This window comes from Pseudomonas sp. TS_SC_3, from assembly GCF_056156225.1.
In genome coordinates, this window is record NZ_CM149586.1 from 1,223,457 (window position 1) to 1,241,205 (window position 17,749).

A 17,749-nucleotide genomic window follows, 5' to 3' on the forward strand; every position below is an offset into this window, starting at 1 on the left:
ATCAATCGGTGTACACTCGCCATTCACTCTTACCAACTATTTTCGTCAGGAATTCCCGGATGTTGTCGCGTGCTTTTGCCGTCACCCGCTGCCTGCCACTTGCCGCTGTTTTTGCGGTAGCGTCTGCCCATGCGCTTGAGTTTCCTTTGCCGCCGCCAGGTGAAGATGTTGTGGGCGAAGTGCAGGTGATCAAGGCCAAATACGAAGACACCTTTGCCGATCTGGGTGTGGCCAATGATTTGGGCTACTTGGAAATGGTCGCGGCCAACCCCGGTGTTGACCCTTGGTTGCCCGGTGAAGGCAACGAGATTGTCCTGCCGACGCGCTACATACTGCCGCCTGGCCCGCGCGAGGGCGTTGTGATTAACCTCGCCGAGTACCGTCTGTACTACTACCCCAAAAACGCTAACGTGGTTTACACCTACCCGCTGGGTATTGGCCGTGAAGGTTGGAGCTCGCCGGTGGCCAACGCGCGCATCACGGCCAAGACGCCGAACCCGGGTTGGACTCCGCCGCAATCAATTCGTGATGAGCATGCTGCCGACGGTGATCCGTTGCCGGCGTATGTGCCGCCAGGCCCCGATAACCCGCTGGGCCCTTACAAGTTGGGGCTTTCGGTACCGGGTTACCTGATTCACGGCTCGAATAAGAAGTTCGGTATTGGTATGCGCGTGAGCCATGGTTGCTTTCGTATGCTTAACCACAACGTGCTGAAACTGGCATCAATGGTCGCCGTTGGCACGCCGGTGCGCATCATCAACGAGCCGTACAAGTTTGGCCGTAGCGGCGGTAAGGTTTACCTTGAGGCGCACGCACCGCTGAACGACAGCGGAGAAGCCTCGGTGGTCGATAAGCACACCGCCGTGATCAATACCCTGTTGAACAGCGACGAATTCGCTGACCTGCGTTTGGATTGGGAAATGTTGCGTGAAGTCGTCGCGGCTGAAGACGGTCTACCGGTGGAAATTGCACAGCCTGGCCAGGCTGTGGCGGCTGGAGTGCCAGCCATTTAACGATGTTGAGCTGAAACAGTTCGTCAGGTGCAACCGCCTGTGGGCTGCTTAGGTGGTGATTCAGACACCCTGCGAGGGCAAGCTCTTCGCAGGGTGTTTTGGTTTTGCGGGGCAGGGCACGATCGGGTGTCGATTCGGGAAGGCAGTTCGCTCAACTGCATTCAGTCGCAGAACTGCTCCAGGGTCTGAAGCAGCACTCTGACTTTGGTAATCGATTCCTCGTACTCGGCCGGGCCGTTGGAGTCGGCCACGATGCCGCCGCCGCCCCAGCAGCTGATTTGCCCGTCCTTGGCTAGCAGGCTGCGGATCGCGATGGAGCTGTCCATTTCGCCGCGCACATCCAGATACAGCAGTGAGCCGCAATACAGCGCACGGCGGGTCGGCTCCAGTTCATCGATGATTTGCATGGCGCGGATCTTCGGTGCGCCAGTAATCGATCCACCAGGGAAACTCCCGGCGATCAGGTCCAGGGCATCTTTGTCGGCTGCCAACTCGCCTGTTACGGCGCTGACCAGGTGGTGGACGTTGGGATAGCTTTCCAGGGCAAAAAGCTCCGGTACTCGCACGGAGCCGACCTTACAGCTGCGGCCCAAGTCATTGCGCAGCAGATCGACAATCATCACGTTCTCTGCGCGGTCTTTGCGGCTGTCGAGCAAGGCATTAGCTTCGGCTTGATCCTGCTGCGGATCGATGTGGCGAGGGCGCGTGCCTTTGATCGGTCGGGTTTCAACCTGGCCTTCACTGATGCGCATGAAGCGCTCCGGTGACAGGCTGATGATCGCGCCGCCGCACGGCAGTGCCTGATAACCCGAGAAGGGGGTCGGGCAGGCTGCACGCAGTGCCTGGTAGGCGGTCCAGGGTGAGCCCTGGTAGCTCGTGCGAAAACGTTGGGTAAAGTTCACCTGATAGCAGTCGCCGGCCTGGATATACGCCTGAATACGCGCAAAGCGCTCTAAGTACTGCTCTTGAGTAATGTCATGCTGGAAGCGCTGCAGCAGCTTGAAAGGTTGCAGTGCCTGCGCTGTTGGTCGCGTGAATAGGGCGCCCAGGCGTTGGCGCTCTTCCATGGGCAGGCTTGGGTGAAATACCAGCTGGCTGCGCTGATGCTGGTGATCGGTAATCAGCGCCCAGGCGTAAACACCAAAGCGTGCATCCGCCAGATCGAGGTCATCGACAGCTTGGCCGGGTAGATGCTCCAGCCTGCGGCCGAAGTCATAGCTTAAGTAGCCAATCAGCCCGCCCACGAACGGCAGTGGATTGTTGGCGGGGGCTTCGGCTTCACCCAGGGCGGTGAGGTTTTGACGTAGGCGCTGCAGAAATGCGTTGACCGTTTCGTCAGGTGTTGGCTCCAATTCAGTTAGCGGCCAGGCGCTGATGAGGTCGTACCGTCCGCGCTGTGCGCTCGGTCGTCCGGCATCCAGCATCACTGCGCCAGGGGCCTGCTGGATGCTGTTGAAATAGTAAGAAGGGTCTGCGTGATAAGGCAGTGGCAGTACAAGGCAAGTAGGCATATGACACATTCGAGGTGTGCGGAGGCCGATTGTAAAACGTCGCCCGCGTTCATCCTAGCGCTGCCCTTAGTGTTTAGCGCGGCTCGGGTTTAACGGTGAGGGTTGCTGAAGGGTGGCCGCTACACCTTGCAGCAAAACACTGTGGCTGCGCTGGCGATGCTTGGGCGGGATGAGTTTGAGATTGAGGGCATTCAAAAAAACACCCTGCGAAGGCTTAGCCTTCGCAGGGTGTCGGTGTCATGGGGTTGACACGAACGAGTCCGGGTCTCAATCGTGTGAGTGATCAGCCCTGAGCGGGCGGTATGTGGCCAAACAGCTCTTGCGAGAAGCGCATGCGCTCTTCTGGTGTTTCCACAATGCCTTTCTTTTTCAGCTCCGCCAGCCGTGCTTCAACAGCATGGGCGCGATGGGTGAGGCCGCAGTCGTTGGCAATCTGGATGTTCAGGCCAGGGCGGGCGTTGAGTTCAAGAATCAAGGGCCCCTTGTCCTGATCCAGCACCATGTCCACACCGATGTAGCCCAGGCCGCACAGCTCATAACAGCCAGCGGCAAGCTTCATAAAGCCGTCCCAGTTCGGCAATTGCACGCCGTCAACCGCGTTGGTGGTGTCTGGATGCTTGCTGATCTTGTTGTTCAGCCAAGTGCCGCGCAGGGTTACGCCAGTGGCCAGGTCCACACCGACGCCAATGGCGCCCTGGTGCAGGTTGGCCTTGCCGCCCGATTGGCGGGTTGGCAAACGCAGCATCGCCATGACGGGGTAGCCCATCAGCACAATGATGCGAATATCCGGTACGCCTTCATAGCTGATGCTTTTGAAGATCTGATCCGGGGTAACCCGGTATTCAATCAGCGCACGATCACGGTGGCCGCCGAGGGAGTAGAGGCCGGTGAGGATGCTGGAGATCTGATGCTCGATCTCCTCGTGACTGATGATCTTGCCTGAGACGGTGCGGTATTTGTCTTCAAAGCGGTCAGCGATCACCAGAATGCCGTCACCGCCCGCGCCCTGCGCTGGCTTGACGACGAAGTCCGGGCGGTCGCCAATGATCTCGCGCAGCTTATCGATGCCCTTTTCGGTATCGATGATGCCGTACATTTCCGGCACATCGATACCCGCTTCGATGGCGCGCATTTTGGTGATGATCTTGTCATCGACGATCGGGTACAGGTGCCGTTTGTTGTACTTCAGCACGTAGTCCGCGTTGCGTCGGTTGATGCCCATGATGCCTTTGGCTTCAAGGGCTTTCCACGTCTTGATCAGACCGAACATGGCATTAGTCCTTGAGGAAGGCTTTGAAGCGGAACAGTTCGGTCAGGCGGTAACCGCGATAGCGACCCATCGCCAGCATGAAGCCCACCATAATCATCAGCACTGCGGGGAAGGTGAAGATGAAGTAGTTCAACTGCGGCACGCTCATCAGCAGGTGTGCCAGGGTTGCAGCAAACAGGGTGCCGATGGCCACTTTAAAGGCATGGCCACCACCGCGCTCTTCCCAGGTAATCGACAAGCGCTCGATGGTCATGGTCAGAATCACCATTGGGAACAGGGCCACCGACAGGCCGCGCTCAAGCCCCAGTTTGTGGCTAAACAGGCTGATGACGGCGATCAACACCACTACGAAGGTCAGCACCACCGATAGCCTTGGCAGCATCTGCAGCTTCAGGTGTTCCAGGTAAGAGCGCAGCGACAGACCGAGGGCGGTAATCACAGTAAACAGAATGATACCGAAGCCCAGTTGGGTTTCGCGGAAGGCCAGGGCGATCAGTACCGGAGTAAAGGTACCCAGTGTCTGCAAGCCGCCGAGGTTGCGCAGAATCAGAATAACCAGCACGCCGATCGGGATCATCACCATGATCATGAAGGTTTGCTGGGTCTGCAACGGCAGGCCATACAGGCTGTATTCGAGGAAGTCGGCGTCGGTATTTTCGTCGGTCAGCTTGGCCAGGCGAATGGCGTTCATCTCGCTGTTGTTCAGGCTGAAGCTGACTTGCGCCTGCTTGCCGCCTTCCAGGGTGACCAGGTTTTCATCGCCCACCCACCAGACCAGACGATCAGCGGGTAATCCCTGCTCGCCGCTCTCTGGGTTGAAATACAGCCATTTTTCACCGTTGAAGCTGCGCAGCCACAGCTCTGGGCTTTGCTGGGTTTCGGCAGCCAGGCGAATGGTGTGCACGCGCTCCATGGGGACGTGAGCAATGGACAGCAGCAGCTCAATGGCTTTGGCTTTGTTAGGTGTGGAGGCATCACCGCCCAGCAGCAATTTGACGTTGTCGTCGTTGCTGTTGTTGACGCGTTTGATGGTTTCACTGATGAAGGTTTCAACATCCGCCGAGTGTTGGCGAATCGGTGCGAGCAGCGCTTCAGCGGCAATCTTCTCAGCACCTTCAACCGGGATGCTGTCACGGAAGATCGGGCCTTTGGCCTTTGCTTGTTCGCCGCTGTAACGCTTGGTCAGTACCAAGCGGTAGTACAGCGTTTGCTTGCCACTGGCGCGACGTGCGGACCAGGTGACTTTGCGATTGCCGTCGGCGCGGTTGATGCTCACGCCGTAGTTGTTCGAGATAAAGCTCTCATTCAGGCTTACGTAATCCTGGGTCAGGGGCGGCACAAACATCTGCAGCTTAACCGGATCGCGCGGGTTGGCTTGGAACTCGACTTTGGCGTCGATGTTCCACAGGTCGTCAGTCTCGTCTTCGGTCATGGGGATGCCGAGGATGAAAATCTGATAAGCCGTAATCAGAACGCCCAAGCTCACAAGGAGTATGACCAGGACTTTCAGATGAAGGGTAAGAGAGCGCATGGGAATTACTCGCCAGGGTTTGCGTCAGGGGTGCAGGCAGGTTTGCCTGCTGCGTATTTAAGACTCGGATCGACCAGGGCCGAAAAACGCTTGAGTGCTTCGGAGCCTATCAATAACGGGTATTGGAATGCACTGCGATCGGTCAAGTTCACTTCAATTGTGCGAAGGGTATTGCCCATGCACACATCCATTTCGATCACCGGGCGCGCTGTGTAGGTTTTTTCTTCTTCAGGATCATAGTCGCCCGCGCGGCGTTTTATTTTGCTGATGCGCGCCAGCGGGCGTTCGATTGGGCTGGTGTGCGCCTCATCGATGGCCAGGTAAAAACGTACCCAGGTTTCGCCGTCGCGCTTGAAACGTTGGATATCACGAGCGCTGAGTGAGGCAGTTTTGGCGCCTGTGTCGAGTTTGGCCGCAAGCTTTAGGTCGAGGTCGAATAGGCGGACGTATTCATTAAGCCCATAGACTGTCTTCTCCTCGGCAAAACTGAGGCCGGAAGCAAGTAGCAGGCATAGCAGCAAAAAAGAGGGCTTTAGTGTCATAAATCCTGAAGGCATGGCGTGGATGAGGGTTCAAGCAAAAGCAAAGAGCGCAAGCTGCGACCTGCTCGCTTCGGCTGAGAGTCTAGCAGGCAGGCAAAAATTCCACTGCACGCATTAAGCGGGCAGCATTCTACCATGGGCTTTTTCAGTCAGCACAGGCGCTTATGGGCGTTTGTGCACCTAAGTTCATGCCTGTTACCGACTAAAGTAATCCGCAAAACTGTCAACAATAGTTGTTGGTTGTTTGACACTACTGCTGCTTGCGGGTAGTTTTCGACTACTTAACTTGATTAGTGTCGACAATATGCTTGATGTAATCGACCCTCCCGTGTCTGGTCAAGAAGACTCAGAAACCCTTTCTGAGCAGGTTTTTCGGCGTATTCAGGCAGCCATCGTCAAAGGCGAGATAGCGCCCGGTAGCAAGATATCCGAGCCTGAATTGGCGCGCACCTACGGCATCAGCCGCGGCCCACTGCGCGAGGCGATTCACCGCCTGGAAGGTCAGCGTTTGCTGGTGCGTGTGCCGCACATTGGCGCGCGGGTGGTCTCGCTTAGTCACGCCGAGCTGATCGAACTCTACGAAATTCGTGAGTCTTTGGAAGGCATGGCCTGTCGTCTTGCGGCTGAGCGCATGAGCGCGGCGGAAATCGACGAGCTGCGCCGGGTGCTGGATTTGCACGAGCAAGATGCAGCCTTTAAGGCTGGCGTAGGTTACTACCAGCAGGAAGGCGACTTTGACTTTCATTACCGCATCATCCAAGGCAGCGGCAATAAAACCCTGACGCAGATGCTGTGCGGTGAGCTCTACCAGTTAGTGCGCATGTACCGCCTGCAGTTTTCCGCTACGCCGAATCGGCCCCGGCAGGCGTTTGCCGAACACCACCGTATTCTCGATGCCATTGCCGAGCGTGACGGCGAGTTGGCCGAGTTATTGATGCGCCGGCACATCGGTGCCTCCAAACGCAATATCGAGCGCCACTTCGCCATGAGCATGGTGCAGGGCGCGCCCAGCAAAACAGCCAAAACCCGAGGTGAGTCATGAGCTTGAAGAGTCCAGGCCAGCGTTTCCGTGATGCGGTTGCCGAAGAGCACCCGCTGCAAGTCATTGGCGCGATCAACGCCAACCATGCGTTGCTGGCCAAGCGCGCCGGTTTCAAGGCGATTTACCTGTCTGGTGGTGGCGTGGCGGCAGGCTCCCTCGGGCTGCCGGATTTGGGTATCACCGGGCTGGATGATGTGCTGACTGACGTACGCCGCATTACCGATGTCTGCGACCTGCCGCTGCTGGTGGATGTTGACACCGGTTTTGGCGCCTCGGCGTTCAACGTCGCGCGCACGGTCAAATCGATGATCAAGTTCGGCGCGGCGGCGATTCATATCGAGGATCAGGTTGGCGCCAAGCGCTGCGGTCATCGCCCTAATAAGGAGATCGTCACCCAGCAGGAAATGGTCGACCGTATCAAGGCGGCCGTCGATGCGCGTACTGACGACAGCTTTGTGATCATGGCGCGTACCGATGCCCTGGCCGTGGAAGGCCTGAACTCGGCGCTGGACCGCGCTGCGGCCTGTGTCGAGGCTGGCGCCGACATGATCTTCCCGGAAGCGATCACTGAGCTGGCGATGTACAAAACCTTCGCTGACCGGGTGAACGCGCCGATTCTGGCCAATATCACCGAATTCGGCGCCACACCGCTGTACACCACCGAAGAGCTGGCCTCGGTAGATGTCGGCCTCGTGCTGTACCCACTGTCGGCTTTCCGCGCGATGAACAAGGCCGCTGAGAACGTCTACATGGCGGTACGCCGCGATGGCACGCAGAAGAATGTGATCGACACCATGCAAACACGCATGGAGTTGTACGAGCGCATCAATTATCACGCTTTCGAGCAGAGCCTTGACGCCCTGTTTGCTGCCAAAAAGTAACCGGCAACGCCGGCCGCCAGGCTTTGCGCCGCGGCTGGCGGCAATAACAAGAAGTACCTAACCGGATTTGATCAGGAGATACCAGCGATGAGCGCTACCCCCGAAACCACCAGCGGCTTCAAACCGAAAAAGTCTGTGGCCCTGAGTGGTACAACCGCCGGCAATACGGCTCTGTGCACGGTCGGTCGCACCGGTAACGACCTGCATTACCGTGGCTATGACGTGCTCGATTTTGCCAACCGCTGTGAGTTTGAGGAAATCGCTCATCTGCTGGTGCACGGCAAGCTGCCCAACGTGGCCGAGCTGGCTGGTTACAAGGCTAAACTCAAGGCGCTGCGTGGGTTGCCCGCAGCGTTGAAGGTATCGCTCGAACAACTGCCGCCGTCCGCCCACCCGATGGACGTGATGCGCACTGCTGTGTCCGTGCTCGGTTGCGTGTCGCCGGAGAAGGACGACCACAACCACCCGGGCGCCCGCGATATCGCCGACAAGCTGATGGCCTCGCTGGGTTCCGCGTTGCTGTACTGGTATCACTTCAGCCACAACGGCAAACGCATTGATGTGGAAACCGACGACGACTCCATCGGCGGGCATTTCCTCCATCTGCTGCACGGTGAGAAACCACGCGAGTCCTGGGTGCGCGCCATGCACACCTCGCTCAACCTATACGCCGAGCATGAATTCAACGCTTCGACCTTTACTTCGCGGGTGATCGCCGGCACCGGTTCCGACATGTATAGCTGCATCGCCGGCGGCATCGGCGCGCTGCGCGGCCCGAAACACGGTGGTGCCAACGAAGTGGCCTTCGAGATTCAGAAGCGCTACGACAACGCCGATGAGGCCGAGGCCGACATTCGTGCCCGCGTCGAGCGCAAGGAAGTGGTGATCGGCTTCGGTCACCCGGTTTACACCGTGAGTGATCCGCGCAACAAGGTGATCAAGGAAGTGGCGCGCGAGCTGTCGGTGGAGCAGGGCAATATGAAGATGTACGACATTGCCGAGCGCCTAGAGAGCACCATGTGGGAAATCAAGAAGATGTTCCCCAACCTCGACTGGTTCAGCGCCGTCAGCTACCACATGATGGGCGTGCCCACTGCCATGTTCACCCCGCTGTTCGTGATTGCGCGCACCTCGGGCTGGTCCAGCCATGTGATCGAACAGCGCATCGACGGCAAGATCATCCGCCCGAGCGCCAACTACACAGGCCCTGAGGACCTCAAGTTCGTGCCGCTCAAGGATCGCAAATAACCATGAACAGCCAGCTGAACACTCAGTATCGCAAGCACCTGCCCGGCACCGCGCTGGACTACTTTGATACCCGCGAGGCAGTCGATGCCATCGCACCGGGTGCCTACGCCAAGCTGCCCTATACCTCGCGCGTGCTGGCCGAGCAGTTGGTGCGTCGCTGTGAATCAGCCGCGCTGACCGATGCGCTCAAGCAGCTGATCGAGCGCAAGCAGGACCTGGATTTCCCCTGGTACCCGGCTCGCGTGGTCTGCCACGACATCCTCGGCCAGACCGCCCTGGTCGACCTGGCTGGCTTGCGTGATGCCATCGCCGAGAAGGGTGGTGATCCGTCCAAGGTCAACCCGGTGGTGCCGACCCAGCTGATTGTCGACCACTCCCTGGCGGTGGAAGCTGCGGGCTTCGACCCGGACGCCTTCGCTAAGAACCGCGCCATCGAAGACCGTCGCAACGAGGACCGATTCCACTTTATCGAGTGGACTAAGACTGCGTTCAAGAACGTCGACGTGATCCCGGCCGGTAACGGCATCATGCACCAGATCAACCTGGAGAAAATGAGCCCGGTGATCCAGGCGCGCGGCGGCGTGGCCTTCCCCGATACCTGCGTGGGTACCGACTCGCACACCCCGCACGTCGATGCCTTGGGCGTAATCGCCATCGGCGTCGGCGGCCTGGAGGCGGAAACCGTGATGCTCGGCCTGCCGTCGATGATGCGCCTGCCCGACATCGTCGGCGTGCAGCTCACTGGCAAGCGCCAGCCTGGCATTACCGCCACCGACATCGTCCTGGCGATCACCGAGTTCTTGCGTAAGGAGCGCGTGGTCGGTGCCTGGGTCGAGTTCTTCGGCGCGGGTGCAGATAGCCTGTCAATCGGCGACCGCGCGACCATTTCCAACATGTGCCCGGAATACGGTGCCACCGCGTCGATGTTCTACATCGACCAGCAAACCATCGATTACCTCAAGCTCACCGGTCGCGAGCCGGAGCAGATCGAGCTGGTAGAGAACTACGCCAAGACCACCGGTCTGTGGGCCGATGCCCTGGTCAGCGCCGAGTATGAGCGCGTACTGAGCTTCGATCTGTCTACCGTGGTGCGCAACATGGCTGGCCCGTCCAACCCGCACAAGCGCCTGCCGACTTCAGCGCTGCATGAGCGCGGTATTGCCGATGAAGCCAAGCTGGCCGCCGGCAAGCTCGAAGAAGCTGAAGGCCTGATGCCCGACGGCGCGGTGATCATCGCCGCCATCACCAGTTGCACCAACACCTCCAACCCGCGCAACGTGGTGGCTGCCGGCTTGCTGGCGAAGAAGGCCAACGAGCTGGGTCTACTGCGCAAACCGTGGGTCAAAACGTCCTTCGCTCCGGGTTCCAAGGTCGCCAAGTTGTACCTGGAAGATGCTGGTCTGCTGTCGGAGCTGGAAAAGCTCGGTTTTGGCATCGTCGGTTATGCCTGCACCACCTGTAATGGCATGTCCGGCGCGCTGAATCCGGTGATTCAGCAGGAGATCATCGATCGTGACCTCTACGCCACGGCGGTGCTGTCCGGTAACCGTAACTTCGACGGTCGTATCCACCCCTACGCCAAACAAGCGTTCCTGGCTTCACCGCCGCTGGTGGTGGCTTACGCGATTGCCGGCACCGTGCATTTTGATATCGAGCAGGATGTGCTCGGCCACGACCGCAATGGCAATCCGGTGACGTTGAAAGACCTGTGGCCAAGCGATGAAGAAATCGACGCGATTGTTGCCGCCTCGGTGAAACCTGAGCAGTTCAAGCAGATCTATATCCCGATGTTTGATCTGGGCACCATTCAGGAAGCAGAAAGCCCGCTGTACGACTGGCGTCCGATGTCCACCTACATCCGCCGTCCGCCTTACTGGGAAGGTGCGCTGGCCGGTGAGCGCACGCTCAAGGGCATGCTGCCGCTGGCGATCCTGCCAGACAACATCACCACCGATCACCTGTCGCCGTCCAACGCGATCCAGATGAACTCGGCCGCCGGTGAATACCTGCACAAGATGGGCTTGCCCGAGGAGGACTTCAACTCCTACGCCACCCACCGCGGTGACCACCTGACGGCGCAGCGCGCTACGTTCGCCAACAAAGAACTGGTCAATGAAATGGCCGTTGTTGACGGTGCGGTGAAGAAGGGTTCGCTGGCGCGTGTCGAGCCGGAAGGCAAGGTCATGCGCATGTGGGAAGCGATCGAAACCTACATGAGCCGTAAGCAGAACCTGATCATCGTTGCCGGTGCTGACTACGGTCAGGGCAGCTCGCGTGACTGGGCGGCCAAGGGCGTACGCCTGGCGGGCGTGGAAGTGATCGTCGCCGAAGGCTTTGAGCGTATCCACCGCACCAACCTGGTTGGCATGGGCGTGCTGCCGGTCGAGTTCAAGCCGGGTACCACCCGTCTGACCCTAGGTCTGGATGGCACCGAAACCTACGACATCGAGGGTGAGGTATCGCCGCGTTGTGAGCTGACCCTGGTGGTCAATCGCCGTAATGGCGAGGTGGTCAAGGTGCCGGTGATCTGTCGTCTGGATACCGCTGCCGAAGTCAACGTCTACAACGCCGGCGGCGTGTTGCAGCGCTTCGCTCAGGACTTCCTGGAAGGCAGTGTGGCTTGAACCTGTAGGGTGGATCACGCTTCACCGATCCACCGTTACGTTCTGCACGGTGGATGAGAAAAGCGCCATCCACCCTACGCCAGGCGCGTAGCCCGGATGTTCTCCGGGCTGCTTTCATCTCTTAGCCAGGACGAAATCATGGCTCAGCAACCTCAAATCAAGATTCCCGCCACTTATATGCGTGGCGGCACCAGCAAAGGCGTGTTCTTCCGTCTGCAGGACCTGCCACCAAGCTGCCAGGTGCCGGGCGCGGCGCGCGACAAGCTGTTTATGCGGGTGATTGGCAGCCCTGACCCTTATGCGGCGCAAATTGACGGCATGGGCGGCGCGACTTCCTCGACTTCCAAATGCGTGATCCTCTCGAAAAGCAGTCAGCCGGATCACGATATCGATTATCTCTACGGTCAGGTGTCGATCGACAAGGCTTTCGTCGACTGGAGCGGCAACTGCGGCAACCTGTCCACCGGTGCCGGGGCTTTTGCCATTCATGCAGGCTTGGTTGATCCGGCGCGTATTCCGGAGAACGGCGTGTGCGTAGTGCGTATCTGGCAGGCGAATATCCAGAAAACCATCATCGCCCATGTGCCGGTCAGCAATGGCCAGGTTCAGGAAACCGGCGACTTCGAGCTGGACGGGGTGACCTTTCCGGCTGCCGAGATCGTGTTGGAGTTTCTCGATCCGTCCGATGATGGCGAGGAGGGTGGTTCGATGTTTCCCACCGGCAACCTGGTCGATGAGCTGGACGTGCCGGGCGTCGGAACCTTCAAGGCAACCATGATCACTGCCGGTATTCCTACCGTGTTCGTTAATGCCGAAGACATCGGTTACAGCGGTACCGAGCTGCGCGAGCAGATCAACGGTGACCCTGAACAGCTGGCACGTTTCGAGAAGATTCGTGTGGCGGGGGCCTTGCGTATGGGCTTGATTAAAACGGCGGAAGAGGCGGCGACGCGTCAGCACACGCCGAAGATCGCCTTTGTCGCCAAGCCCAAGGATTACCTGTCATCCAGCGGCAAGACGGTGCCTGCGGGCGAGGTCGATCTGCTGGTGCGCGCGCTGTCCATGGGCAAGCTGCACCACGCGATGATGGGCACCTGTGCGGTGGCCATTGGCACTGCAGCAGCCATTCCAGGCACCCTGGTTAATTTGGCCGCGGGTGGTAGCGCGCGCGAGGCGGTGCGGTTTGGTCATCCATCCGGCACCTTGCGCGTTGGTGCGCAGGCGGCTTTGGTTGGCGGGCAATGGACAGTCACCAAGGCCATCATGTCGCGCAGTGCGCGAATTTTGATGGAAGGCTGGGTGCGCGTTCCGGCCGATTCGTTCTGAGTTTTAGATGTGAGAAAAGGCTCGAAGTTACCGAGCCTTTTCTATTTAAATCAATTAGTTGGGTTCATTACTTAAAGCGGCGCTCAACACCTTTTTCGACCAGAATCTTGGCGGAAATCTCTTCCACTGAAAAGTGTGTGGAGTTGATGAAGTTGATGTTCTCGCGGCGGAACAGGCTTTCTACTTCGCGTACTTCAAACTCGCATTGGGCGTAACTGGCATAACGGCTGTTGGGTTTACGTTCATTGCGAATAGCGGTGAGGCGATCTGGGTCGATGGTTAGACCGAACAACTTGTCCTTGTACTGTTTCAAGGCCGGTGACAACTGCAAGCGTTCCATGTCGTCTTCGGTCAGCGGGTAGTTGGCTGCACGAATGCCATATTGCATGGCCATATACAGGCACGTGGGTGTTTTGCCACAGCGCGATACGCCGACCAAGATTAAGTCCGCCTTATCGTAGTAATGAGTGCGTGCGCCATCGTCGTTATCGAGGGCAAAGTTGACCGCCTCAATACGCTCCATGTAATTGGAGTTGTGGCCGATGGAATGCGATTTGCCCACCGAGTAGGAGGAGTGCGACGTCAGTTCCTGTTCCAGCGGTGCGAGAAAGCTTGAGAAGATATCGATCATAAAACCATCAGACTGAGCCAGGATGTCGCGTATGTCCTGATTGACGATGGTGTCGAAAATGATCGGGCGTGAGCCGTCTTTCTCTGCGGCACTGTTGATTTGTTGTACCATTGCGCGCGCCTTTTCCGCACTGTCGATGTACGGGCGCGTGAGCTTGGTAAAGTCAATGGTTTCAAACTGCGCCAAGAGGCTTTGGCCCAGGGTTTCGGCGGTTATGCCGGTGCCATCAGAGATGAAAAAAGCGGTACGTTTCATTTGCGCCGTGGGCCTTAAGCTGAGGACGAATCTTGGCTATCATAGGCCCGCCTTCGCAGGGCCGAACAGGCCGGCATTGTTACTTATTTTCCGGGGCTGGGCCACAATCGTGCAGGCATGTTGCCGGCGAACTTTCCCAGCTCTTAGCGAGTCTGCTTTTAACGCAGTAGGGCCGATGTAGCGCAGGTCCTGCAGAGTATCTGAGCTTTTCCAACACATAAGTGGAGAAATCACCTTGGTAGAGTACGTAGTTTCCCTCGATAAGCTCGGCAATCACGATGTTGAGCACGTAGGGGGCAAGAACGCCTCCCTGGGCGAGATGATCAGCAACCTTGCCGGTGCCGGAGTGTCGGTCCCCGGTGGTTTCGCCACCACAGCCCAAGCCTACCGCGACTTTCTCGAACTGAGCGGTCTGAACGATCAGATCCATGCCGCGCTCGATGCCCTTGATGTCGATGACGTCAACGCCCTGGCCAAGACCGGTGCGCAGATTCGTCAGTGGGTGATGGATGCTGCTTTCCCCGAAGAGTTGAACGCGCAGATTCGTACCGCCTTCGCTGAAATGGCCGGTGGTAACGACAATATGGCCGTTGCCGTGCGCTCCTCGGCCACTGCCGAAGACCTGCCAGACGCCTCGTTTGCCGGCCAGCAGGAAACCTTCCTGAACATTCGTGGCGTGGAAAACGTAATCCGTGCGGCCAAAGAAGTGTTCGCCTCGCTGTTCAACGACCGCGCCATCGCTTACCGCGTGCACCAGGGCTTTGACCACAAACTGGTCGCCCTGTCTGCAGGTGTGCAGCGCATGGTGCGTTCGGAAACCGGCACCGCCGGTGTGATGTTCACCCTCGACACCGAGTCGGGTTTCCGCGATGTGGTGTTTATCACCGGCGCCTACGGCCTCGGCGAAACCGTGGTACAGGGTGCGGTCAACCCTGACGAATTCTATGTGCACAAGCAGACGCTGGAAGCCGGCCGCCCGGCGATTCTGCGTCGCAACCTGGGCAGTAAAGCCATCAAGATGATCTACGGCGACGAAGCCAAGGCCGGCAAATCGGTCAAGGTGGTCGATGTCGATCGCGCCGAGCGCGCACGCTTCTGCCTGAGCGATGCTGAGGTCAGCGAGCTGGCCAAGCAGGCGATGATTATCGAGAAGCACTACGGTCGCCCGATGGACATTGAGTGGGCCAAAGACGGTGATGACGGCAAGCTGTATATCGTTCAGGCGCGCCCTGAAACCGTGAAAAGCCGCACCAACGTCAATGTGATGGAGCGCTACCTGCTCAAAGAAACCGGCACTGTGCTGGTGGAAGGTCGCGCTATCGGTCAGAAGATCGGTGCCGGCAAAGTGCGCGTCATCCATGACGTATCGGAGATGGATAAGGTTCAGCCCGGCGACGTGCTGGTCTCCGACATGACCGACCCGGATTGGGAACCGGTGATGAAGCGCGCCAGCGCCATCGTCACCAACCGCGGCGGTCGTACTTGCCACGCGGCGATCATCGCCCGTGAGTTGGGTATTCCGGCGGTCGTCGGCTGCGGTAACGCCACCCAAGTGCTGAAAGACGGCATGGGCGTGACGGTTTCCTGCGCTGAAGGCGACACCGGCTTTATCTTTGACGGCGAGTTGGGCTTCGACATCCGCAAAAACTCGGTCGATGCCATGCCGGATCTGCCGTTCAAGATCATGATGAACGTCGGTAACCCGGATCGCGCCTTCGACTTCGCCCAACTGCCCAACGAAGGTGTGGGCCTGGCGCGTCTGGAATTCATCATTAACCGCATGATTGGCGTGCACCCTAAAGCGCTGCTGAACTTCGCCGGCCTGCCGCCGGAGATCAAGGACAGCGTCGAGAAGCGCATTGCCGGCTATGACGACCCGGTTAATTTCTACGTCGAGAAGTTGGTCGAGGGCATCAGCACCCTGGCTGCGGCGTTCTGGCCGAAGAAAGTTATCGTGCGTCTGTCGGACTTTAAGTCCAACGAATACGCCAACCTGATCGGCGGCAAGCTGTATGAGCCGGAAGAAGAGAACCCGATGCTGGGCTTCCGCGGCGCGTCGCGTTACATCAGCGAATCCTTCCGTGACTGCTTTGAGTTGGAATGCCGCGCGCTGAAAAAAGTGCGTAACGAGATGGGCCTGACCAACGTCGAGATCATGGTGCCGTTCGTGCGCACCCTCGGCGAAGCCAGCCAAGTGATCGATTTACTCGCGGCTAATGGTTTGGCCCGTGGTCAAGATGGCCTGAAAATCATCATGATGTGCGAGCTGCCTTCCAATGCGATCCTGGCTGAAGAGTTCCTCGAATTCTTCGACGGCTTCTCCATTGGCTCCAACGACCTGACCCAGCTCACCCTGGGCCTGGACCGTGATTCCGGCATCGTTGCGCACCTGTTCGATGAGCGTAACCCTGCTGTGAAGAAGCTACTGAGCAACGCCATCCAGGCCTGTAACAAGGCCGGTAAGTACATTGGTATCTGCGGTCAGGGCCCTTCGGACCATCCGGACCTGGCGCGCTGGCTGATGGAGCAGGGTATCGAAAGCGTATCGCTGAACCCGGACTCGGTGCTCGACACCTGGTTCTTCCTGGCCGAGGGTCAGCAGCCTGCTTGATTGCCTTTTAACATCGTGATTCAAGGGCGGGTTAATCCTGCCCTTTTTTATGTTCAGCACATCCTGTGCTCAACCCTTTGGGGTGTGCACGCTGGAGCGCCCTTGGTTTTGCAGTTCGCCATGCGTGCGGCGATCCTGTGCAGCATCGTTTGGCGACGTGAAAATTGCTCCCGGCAATATGTGGTATCAGAGCGGAAATAGATGCAAAGCAGCAGTGAGCTTTTCCCCGTTGCCTTGATCGGCGCGGAATTGCGGGGTGATCTGAGTGAGGATATTTATCGCCTCAAGCCCTGTAACAGCCCGGATCGAAGTGTCGAGCTGGCCTTGACGCGCCTGGGCCGTGCGGGCCATGAACACAATCGAGGTGTACCGGTCATCCTGATTCCCGGTAGCTTCTCGAATCGACGTTTCTGGTACTCGCCCAAAGGTATTGGCCTGGGGCCTTACCTTGCGCGTGCGGGATACGATGTGTGGATTGCTGAAATGCGCGGCCATGGGCTGTCACCGCGTAACCGTGACTATTCACGCAATACGGTCCGCGATTACGTGCGTTACGACTTGCCCGCGATTGCTGATTTTGTCCACGAGCAGAACCCGCAGAAAGCTCACTGGCTTGGGCATTCCCTAGGCGGCGTTATTCTTGCCGGCGGATTAGGCGGGCGTTATCTGGATGAGGCGAAAGTTGCTTCCAGCGTATTATTTGGCAGCCAAGTCAGCCGGGTTTATTGGCCGCTGAAGGTACCGCCGTTGGAGTGGACGGCGCGACTCCTGCTCAAGCGTTTCTCCGTGCTTTCGGGTTCACGCCTCAAGCGCGGCCCGGAGGACGAGCCAATTAGTCTGGCAATCGAGAGCCTGCGCTGGCATGGCCTGTTTGGCCGCTTCGGTGACGCCGAGCGGGACTGGTTTGCCGGGTTGGCAGAGGTGCGTGTGCCAGTCATGGCGGTGGCGGCGTTGGGTGATAAGCAGGACCCGCCCTGGGCATGCGAGAAGTTGTTAAAGCAGTTTGGTTCACCGTTGAGCGAGTTTCTGTGTCTGGGCAAGAAACATGGCTTTAGCGGGGATTTTGGCCATGTTGAAATGCTCATCAGCAAAGAAGCCCAGCGCGAAGTGTGGCCCTTGCTGGAGCAATGGTTGCGCAGAAGCCCGCAGGTGGCGGCTGAGCTGGAAAGCCTTGCGTTAGAGAGCAATACCGCAGCTGCTGAGTAAGCCTGCAGTTGGGCGTGCTTGCCATGTTCGGTGTTGCTTGTGGTACGTCATTAAGTTT

Annotated in this window: 13 protein-coding genes; 8 read left to right on the top strand and 5 right to left on the bottom strand. The window is 58.4% G+C overall.

The window, feature by feature from the left end; genetic code table 11:
• The first annotated feature begins 59 nt into the window (after positions 1-59).
• Positions 60-1,013, top strand: coding sequence for a L,D-transpeptidase family protein (locus AC0J6G_RS06025; protein ID WP_475252191.1), 954 nt, complete (start codon positions 60-62; stop codon positions 1,011-1,013).
• Positions 1,014-1,174: 161 nt separating this feature from the next.
• On the opposite strand, the gene pabB is transcribed toward AC0J6G_RS06025, so the two are convergent.
• The 4 genes from pabB to rloA form a co-directional block, all read right to left on the bottom strand.
• Positions 1,175-2,524: an aminodeoxychorismate synthase component I gene (gene pabB, locus AC0J6G_RS06030; protein WP_475252193.1), complete on the bottom strand. Its 1,350-nt coding sequence runs from the start codon at positions 2,522-2,524 to the stop codon at positions 1,175-1,177.
• 283 nt (positions 2,525-2,807) lie between these two features.
• Complete coding sequence (locus tag AC0J6G_RS06035; RefSeq protein WP_475252195.1) at positions 2,808-3,794, bottom strand: alpha-L-glutamate ligase-like protein; 987 nt, start codon at positions 3,792-3,794, stop codon at positions 2,808-2,810.
• Positions 3,795-3,798: 4 nt separating this feature from the next.
• The gene (gene rloB / locus AC0J6G_RS06040; RefSeq protein WP_475252197.1) at positions 3,799-5,325 is read right to left on the bottom strand and encodes an osmotic stress tolerance membrane protein RloB; all 1,527 of its coding nucleotides are present in this window, start codon (positions 5,323-5,325) and stop codon (positions 3,799-3,801) included.
• A 5-nt stretch (positions 5,326-5,330) separates the two neighbouring features.
• A complete protein-coding gene (gene rloA, locus AC0J6G_RS06045) occupies positions 5,331-5,867 on the bottom strand; it encodes a retropepsin-like aspartic peptidase RloA (protein ID WP_475252199.1) in 537 nt (178 codons plus the stop codon).
• A gap of 304 nt (positions 5,868-6,171) precedes the next feature.
• Here rloA and AC0J6G_RS06050 point away from each other — a divergent pair, with 304 nt between their 5' ends.
• The 5 genes from AC0J6G_RS06050 to prpF all read left to right on the top strand — a co-directional run bounded on the left by AC0J6G_RS06050 (position 6,172) and on the right by prpF (position 12,988).
• Positions 6,172-6,909, top strand: a complete 738-nt coding sequence (locus tag AC0J6G_RS06050; protein ID WP_475252201.1) for a GntR family transcriptional regulator — start codon at positions 6,172-6,174, stop codon at positions 6,907-6,909.
• Positions 6,906-7,790: a methylisocitrate lyase gene (gene prpB / locus AC0J6G_RS06055; RefSeq protein WP_475252203.1), complete on the top strand. Its 885-nt coding sequence runs from the start codon at positions 6,906-6,908 to the stop codon at positions 7,788-7,790. The genes AC0J6G_RS06050 and prpB overlap by 4 nt, the downstream gene beginning before the upstream one ends.
• Positions 7,791-7,877: 87 nt before the next feature.
• Complete coding sequence (prpC, locus tag AC0J6G_RS06060; protein ID WP_475252205.1) at positions 7,878-9,038, top strand: bifunctional 2-methylcitrate synthase/citrate synthase; 1,161 nt, start codon at positions 7,878-7,880, stop codon at positions 9,036-9,038.
• A 14-nt stretch (positions 9,039-9,052) separates the two neighbouring features.
• Positions 9,053-11,662 (top strand): Fe/S-dependent 2-methylisocitrate dehydratase AcnD, encoded by a 2,610-nt coding sequence (gene acnD, locus AC0J6G_RS06065; RefSeq protein WP_475253619.1) that lies wholly within the window; start codon positions 9,053-9,055, stop codon positions 11,660-11,662.
• 138 nt (positions 11,663-11,800) lie between these two features.
• Positions 11,801-12,988, top strand: a complete 1,188-nt coding sequence (gene prpF / locus AC0J6G_RS06070; RefSeq protein WP_475252207.1) for a 2-methylaconitate cis-trans isomerase PrpF — start codon at positions 11,801-11,803, stop codon at positions 12,986-12,988.
• Positions 12,989-13,055: 67 nt separating this feature from the next.
• Here the strand turns inward: prpF and ppsR are convergent, their stop codons facing one another.
• Positions 13,056-13,874: a posphoenolpyruvate synthetase regulatory kinase/phosphorylase PpsR gene (gene ppsR, locus AC0J6G_RS06075; protein WP_475252209.1), complete on the bottom strand. Its 819-nt coding sequence runs from the start codon at positions 13,872-13,874 to the stop codon at positions 13,056-13,058.
• A 235-nt stretch (positions 13,875-14,109) separates the two neighbouring features.
• Here ppsR and ppsA point away from each other — a divergent pair, with 235 nt between their 5' ends.
• Positions 14,110-16,485: a phosphoenolpyruvate synthase gene (gene ppsA, locus AC0J6G_RS06080; protein ID WP_475252211.1), complete on the top strand. Its 2,376-nt coding sequence runs from the start codon at positions 14,110-14,112 to the stop codon at positions 16,483-16,485.
• Between the two features lie 201 nt (positions 16,486-16,686).
• Positions 16,687-17,691, top strand: a complete 1,005-nt coding sequence (locus AC0J6G_RS06085) for an alpha/beta fold hydrolase (protein ID WP_475252213.1) — start codon at positions 16,687-16,689, stop codon at positions 17,689-17,691.
• The last annotated feature ends 58 nt before the right edge of the window (positions 17,692-17,749 follow it).

Excerpts from the sequence above, each read along its gene's own strand:
- ppsR (WP_475252209.1), bottom strand. The coding sequence starts at position 13,874 with ATGAAACGTACCGCTTTTTTCATCTCTGATGGCACCGGCATAACCGCC.
- prpC (WP_475252205.1), top strand. The coding sequence starts at position 7,878 with ATGAGCGCTACCCCCGAAACCACCAGCGGCTTCAAACCGAAAAAGTCT.
- pabB (WP_475252193.1), bottom strand. The coding sequence starts at position 2,524 with ATGCCTACTTGCCTTGTACTGCCACTGCCTTATCACGCAGACCCTTCT.
- AC0J6G_RS06085 (WP_475252213.1), top strand. The coding sequence starts at position 16,687 with ATGCAAAGCAGCAGTGAGCTTTTCCCCGTTGCCTTGATCGGCGCGGAA.
- prpF (WP_475252207.1), top strand. The coding sequence starts at position 11,801 with ATGGCTCAGCAACCTCAAATCAAGATTCCCGCCACTTATATGCGTGGC.
- AC0J6G_RS06025 (WP_475252191.1), top strand. The coding sequence starts at position 60 with ATGTTGTCGCGTGCTTTTGCCGTCACCCGCTGCCTGCCACTTGCCGCT.
- AC0J6G_RS06050 (WP_475252201.1), top strand. The coding sequence starts at position 6,172 with ATGCTTGATGTAATCGACCCTCCCGTGTCTGGTCAAGAAGACTCAGAA.
- rloB (WP_475252197.1), bottom strand. The coding sequence starts at position 5,325 with ATGCGCTCTCTTACCCTTCATCTGAAAGTCCTGGTCATACTCCTTGTG.
- prpB (WP_475252203.1), top strand. The coding sequence starts at position 6,906 with ATGAGCTTGAAGAGTCCAGGCCAGCGTTTCCGTGATGCGGTTGCCGAA.
- AC0J6G_RS06035 (WP_475252195.1), bottom strand. The coding sequence starts at position 3,794 with ATGTTCGGTCTGATCAAGACGTGGAAAGCCCTTGAAGCCAAAGGCATC.
- rloA (WP_475252199.1), bottom strand. The coding sequence starts at position 5,867 with ATGACACTAAAGCCCTCTTTTTTGCTGCTATGCCTGCTACTTGCTTCC.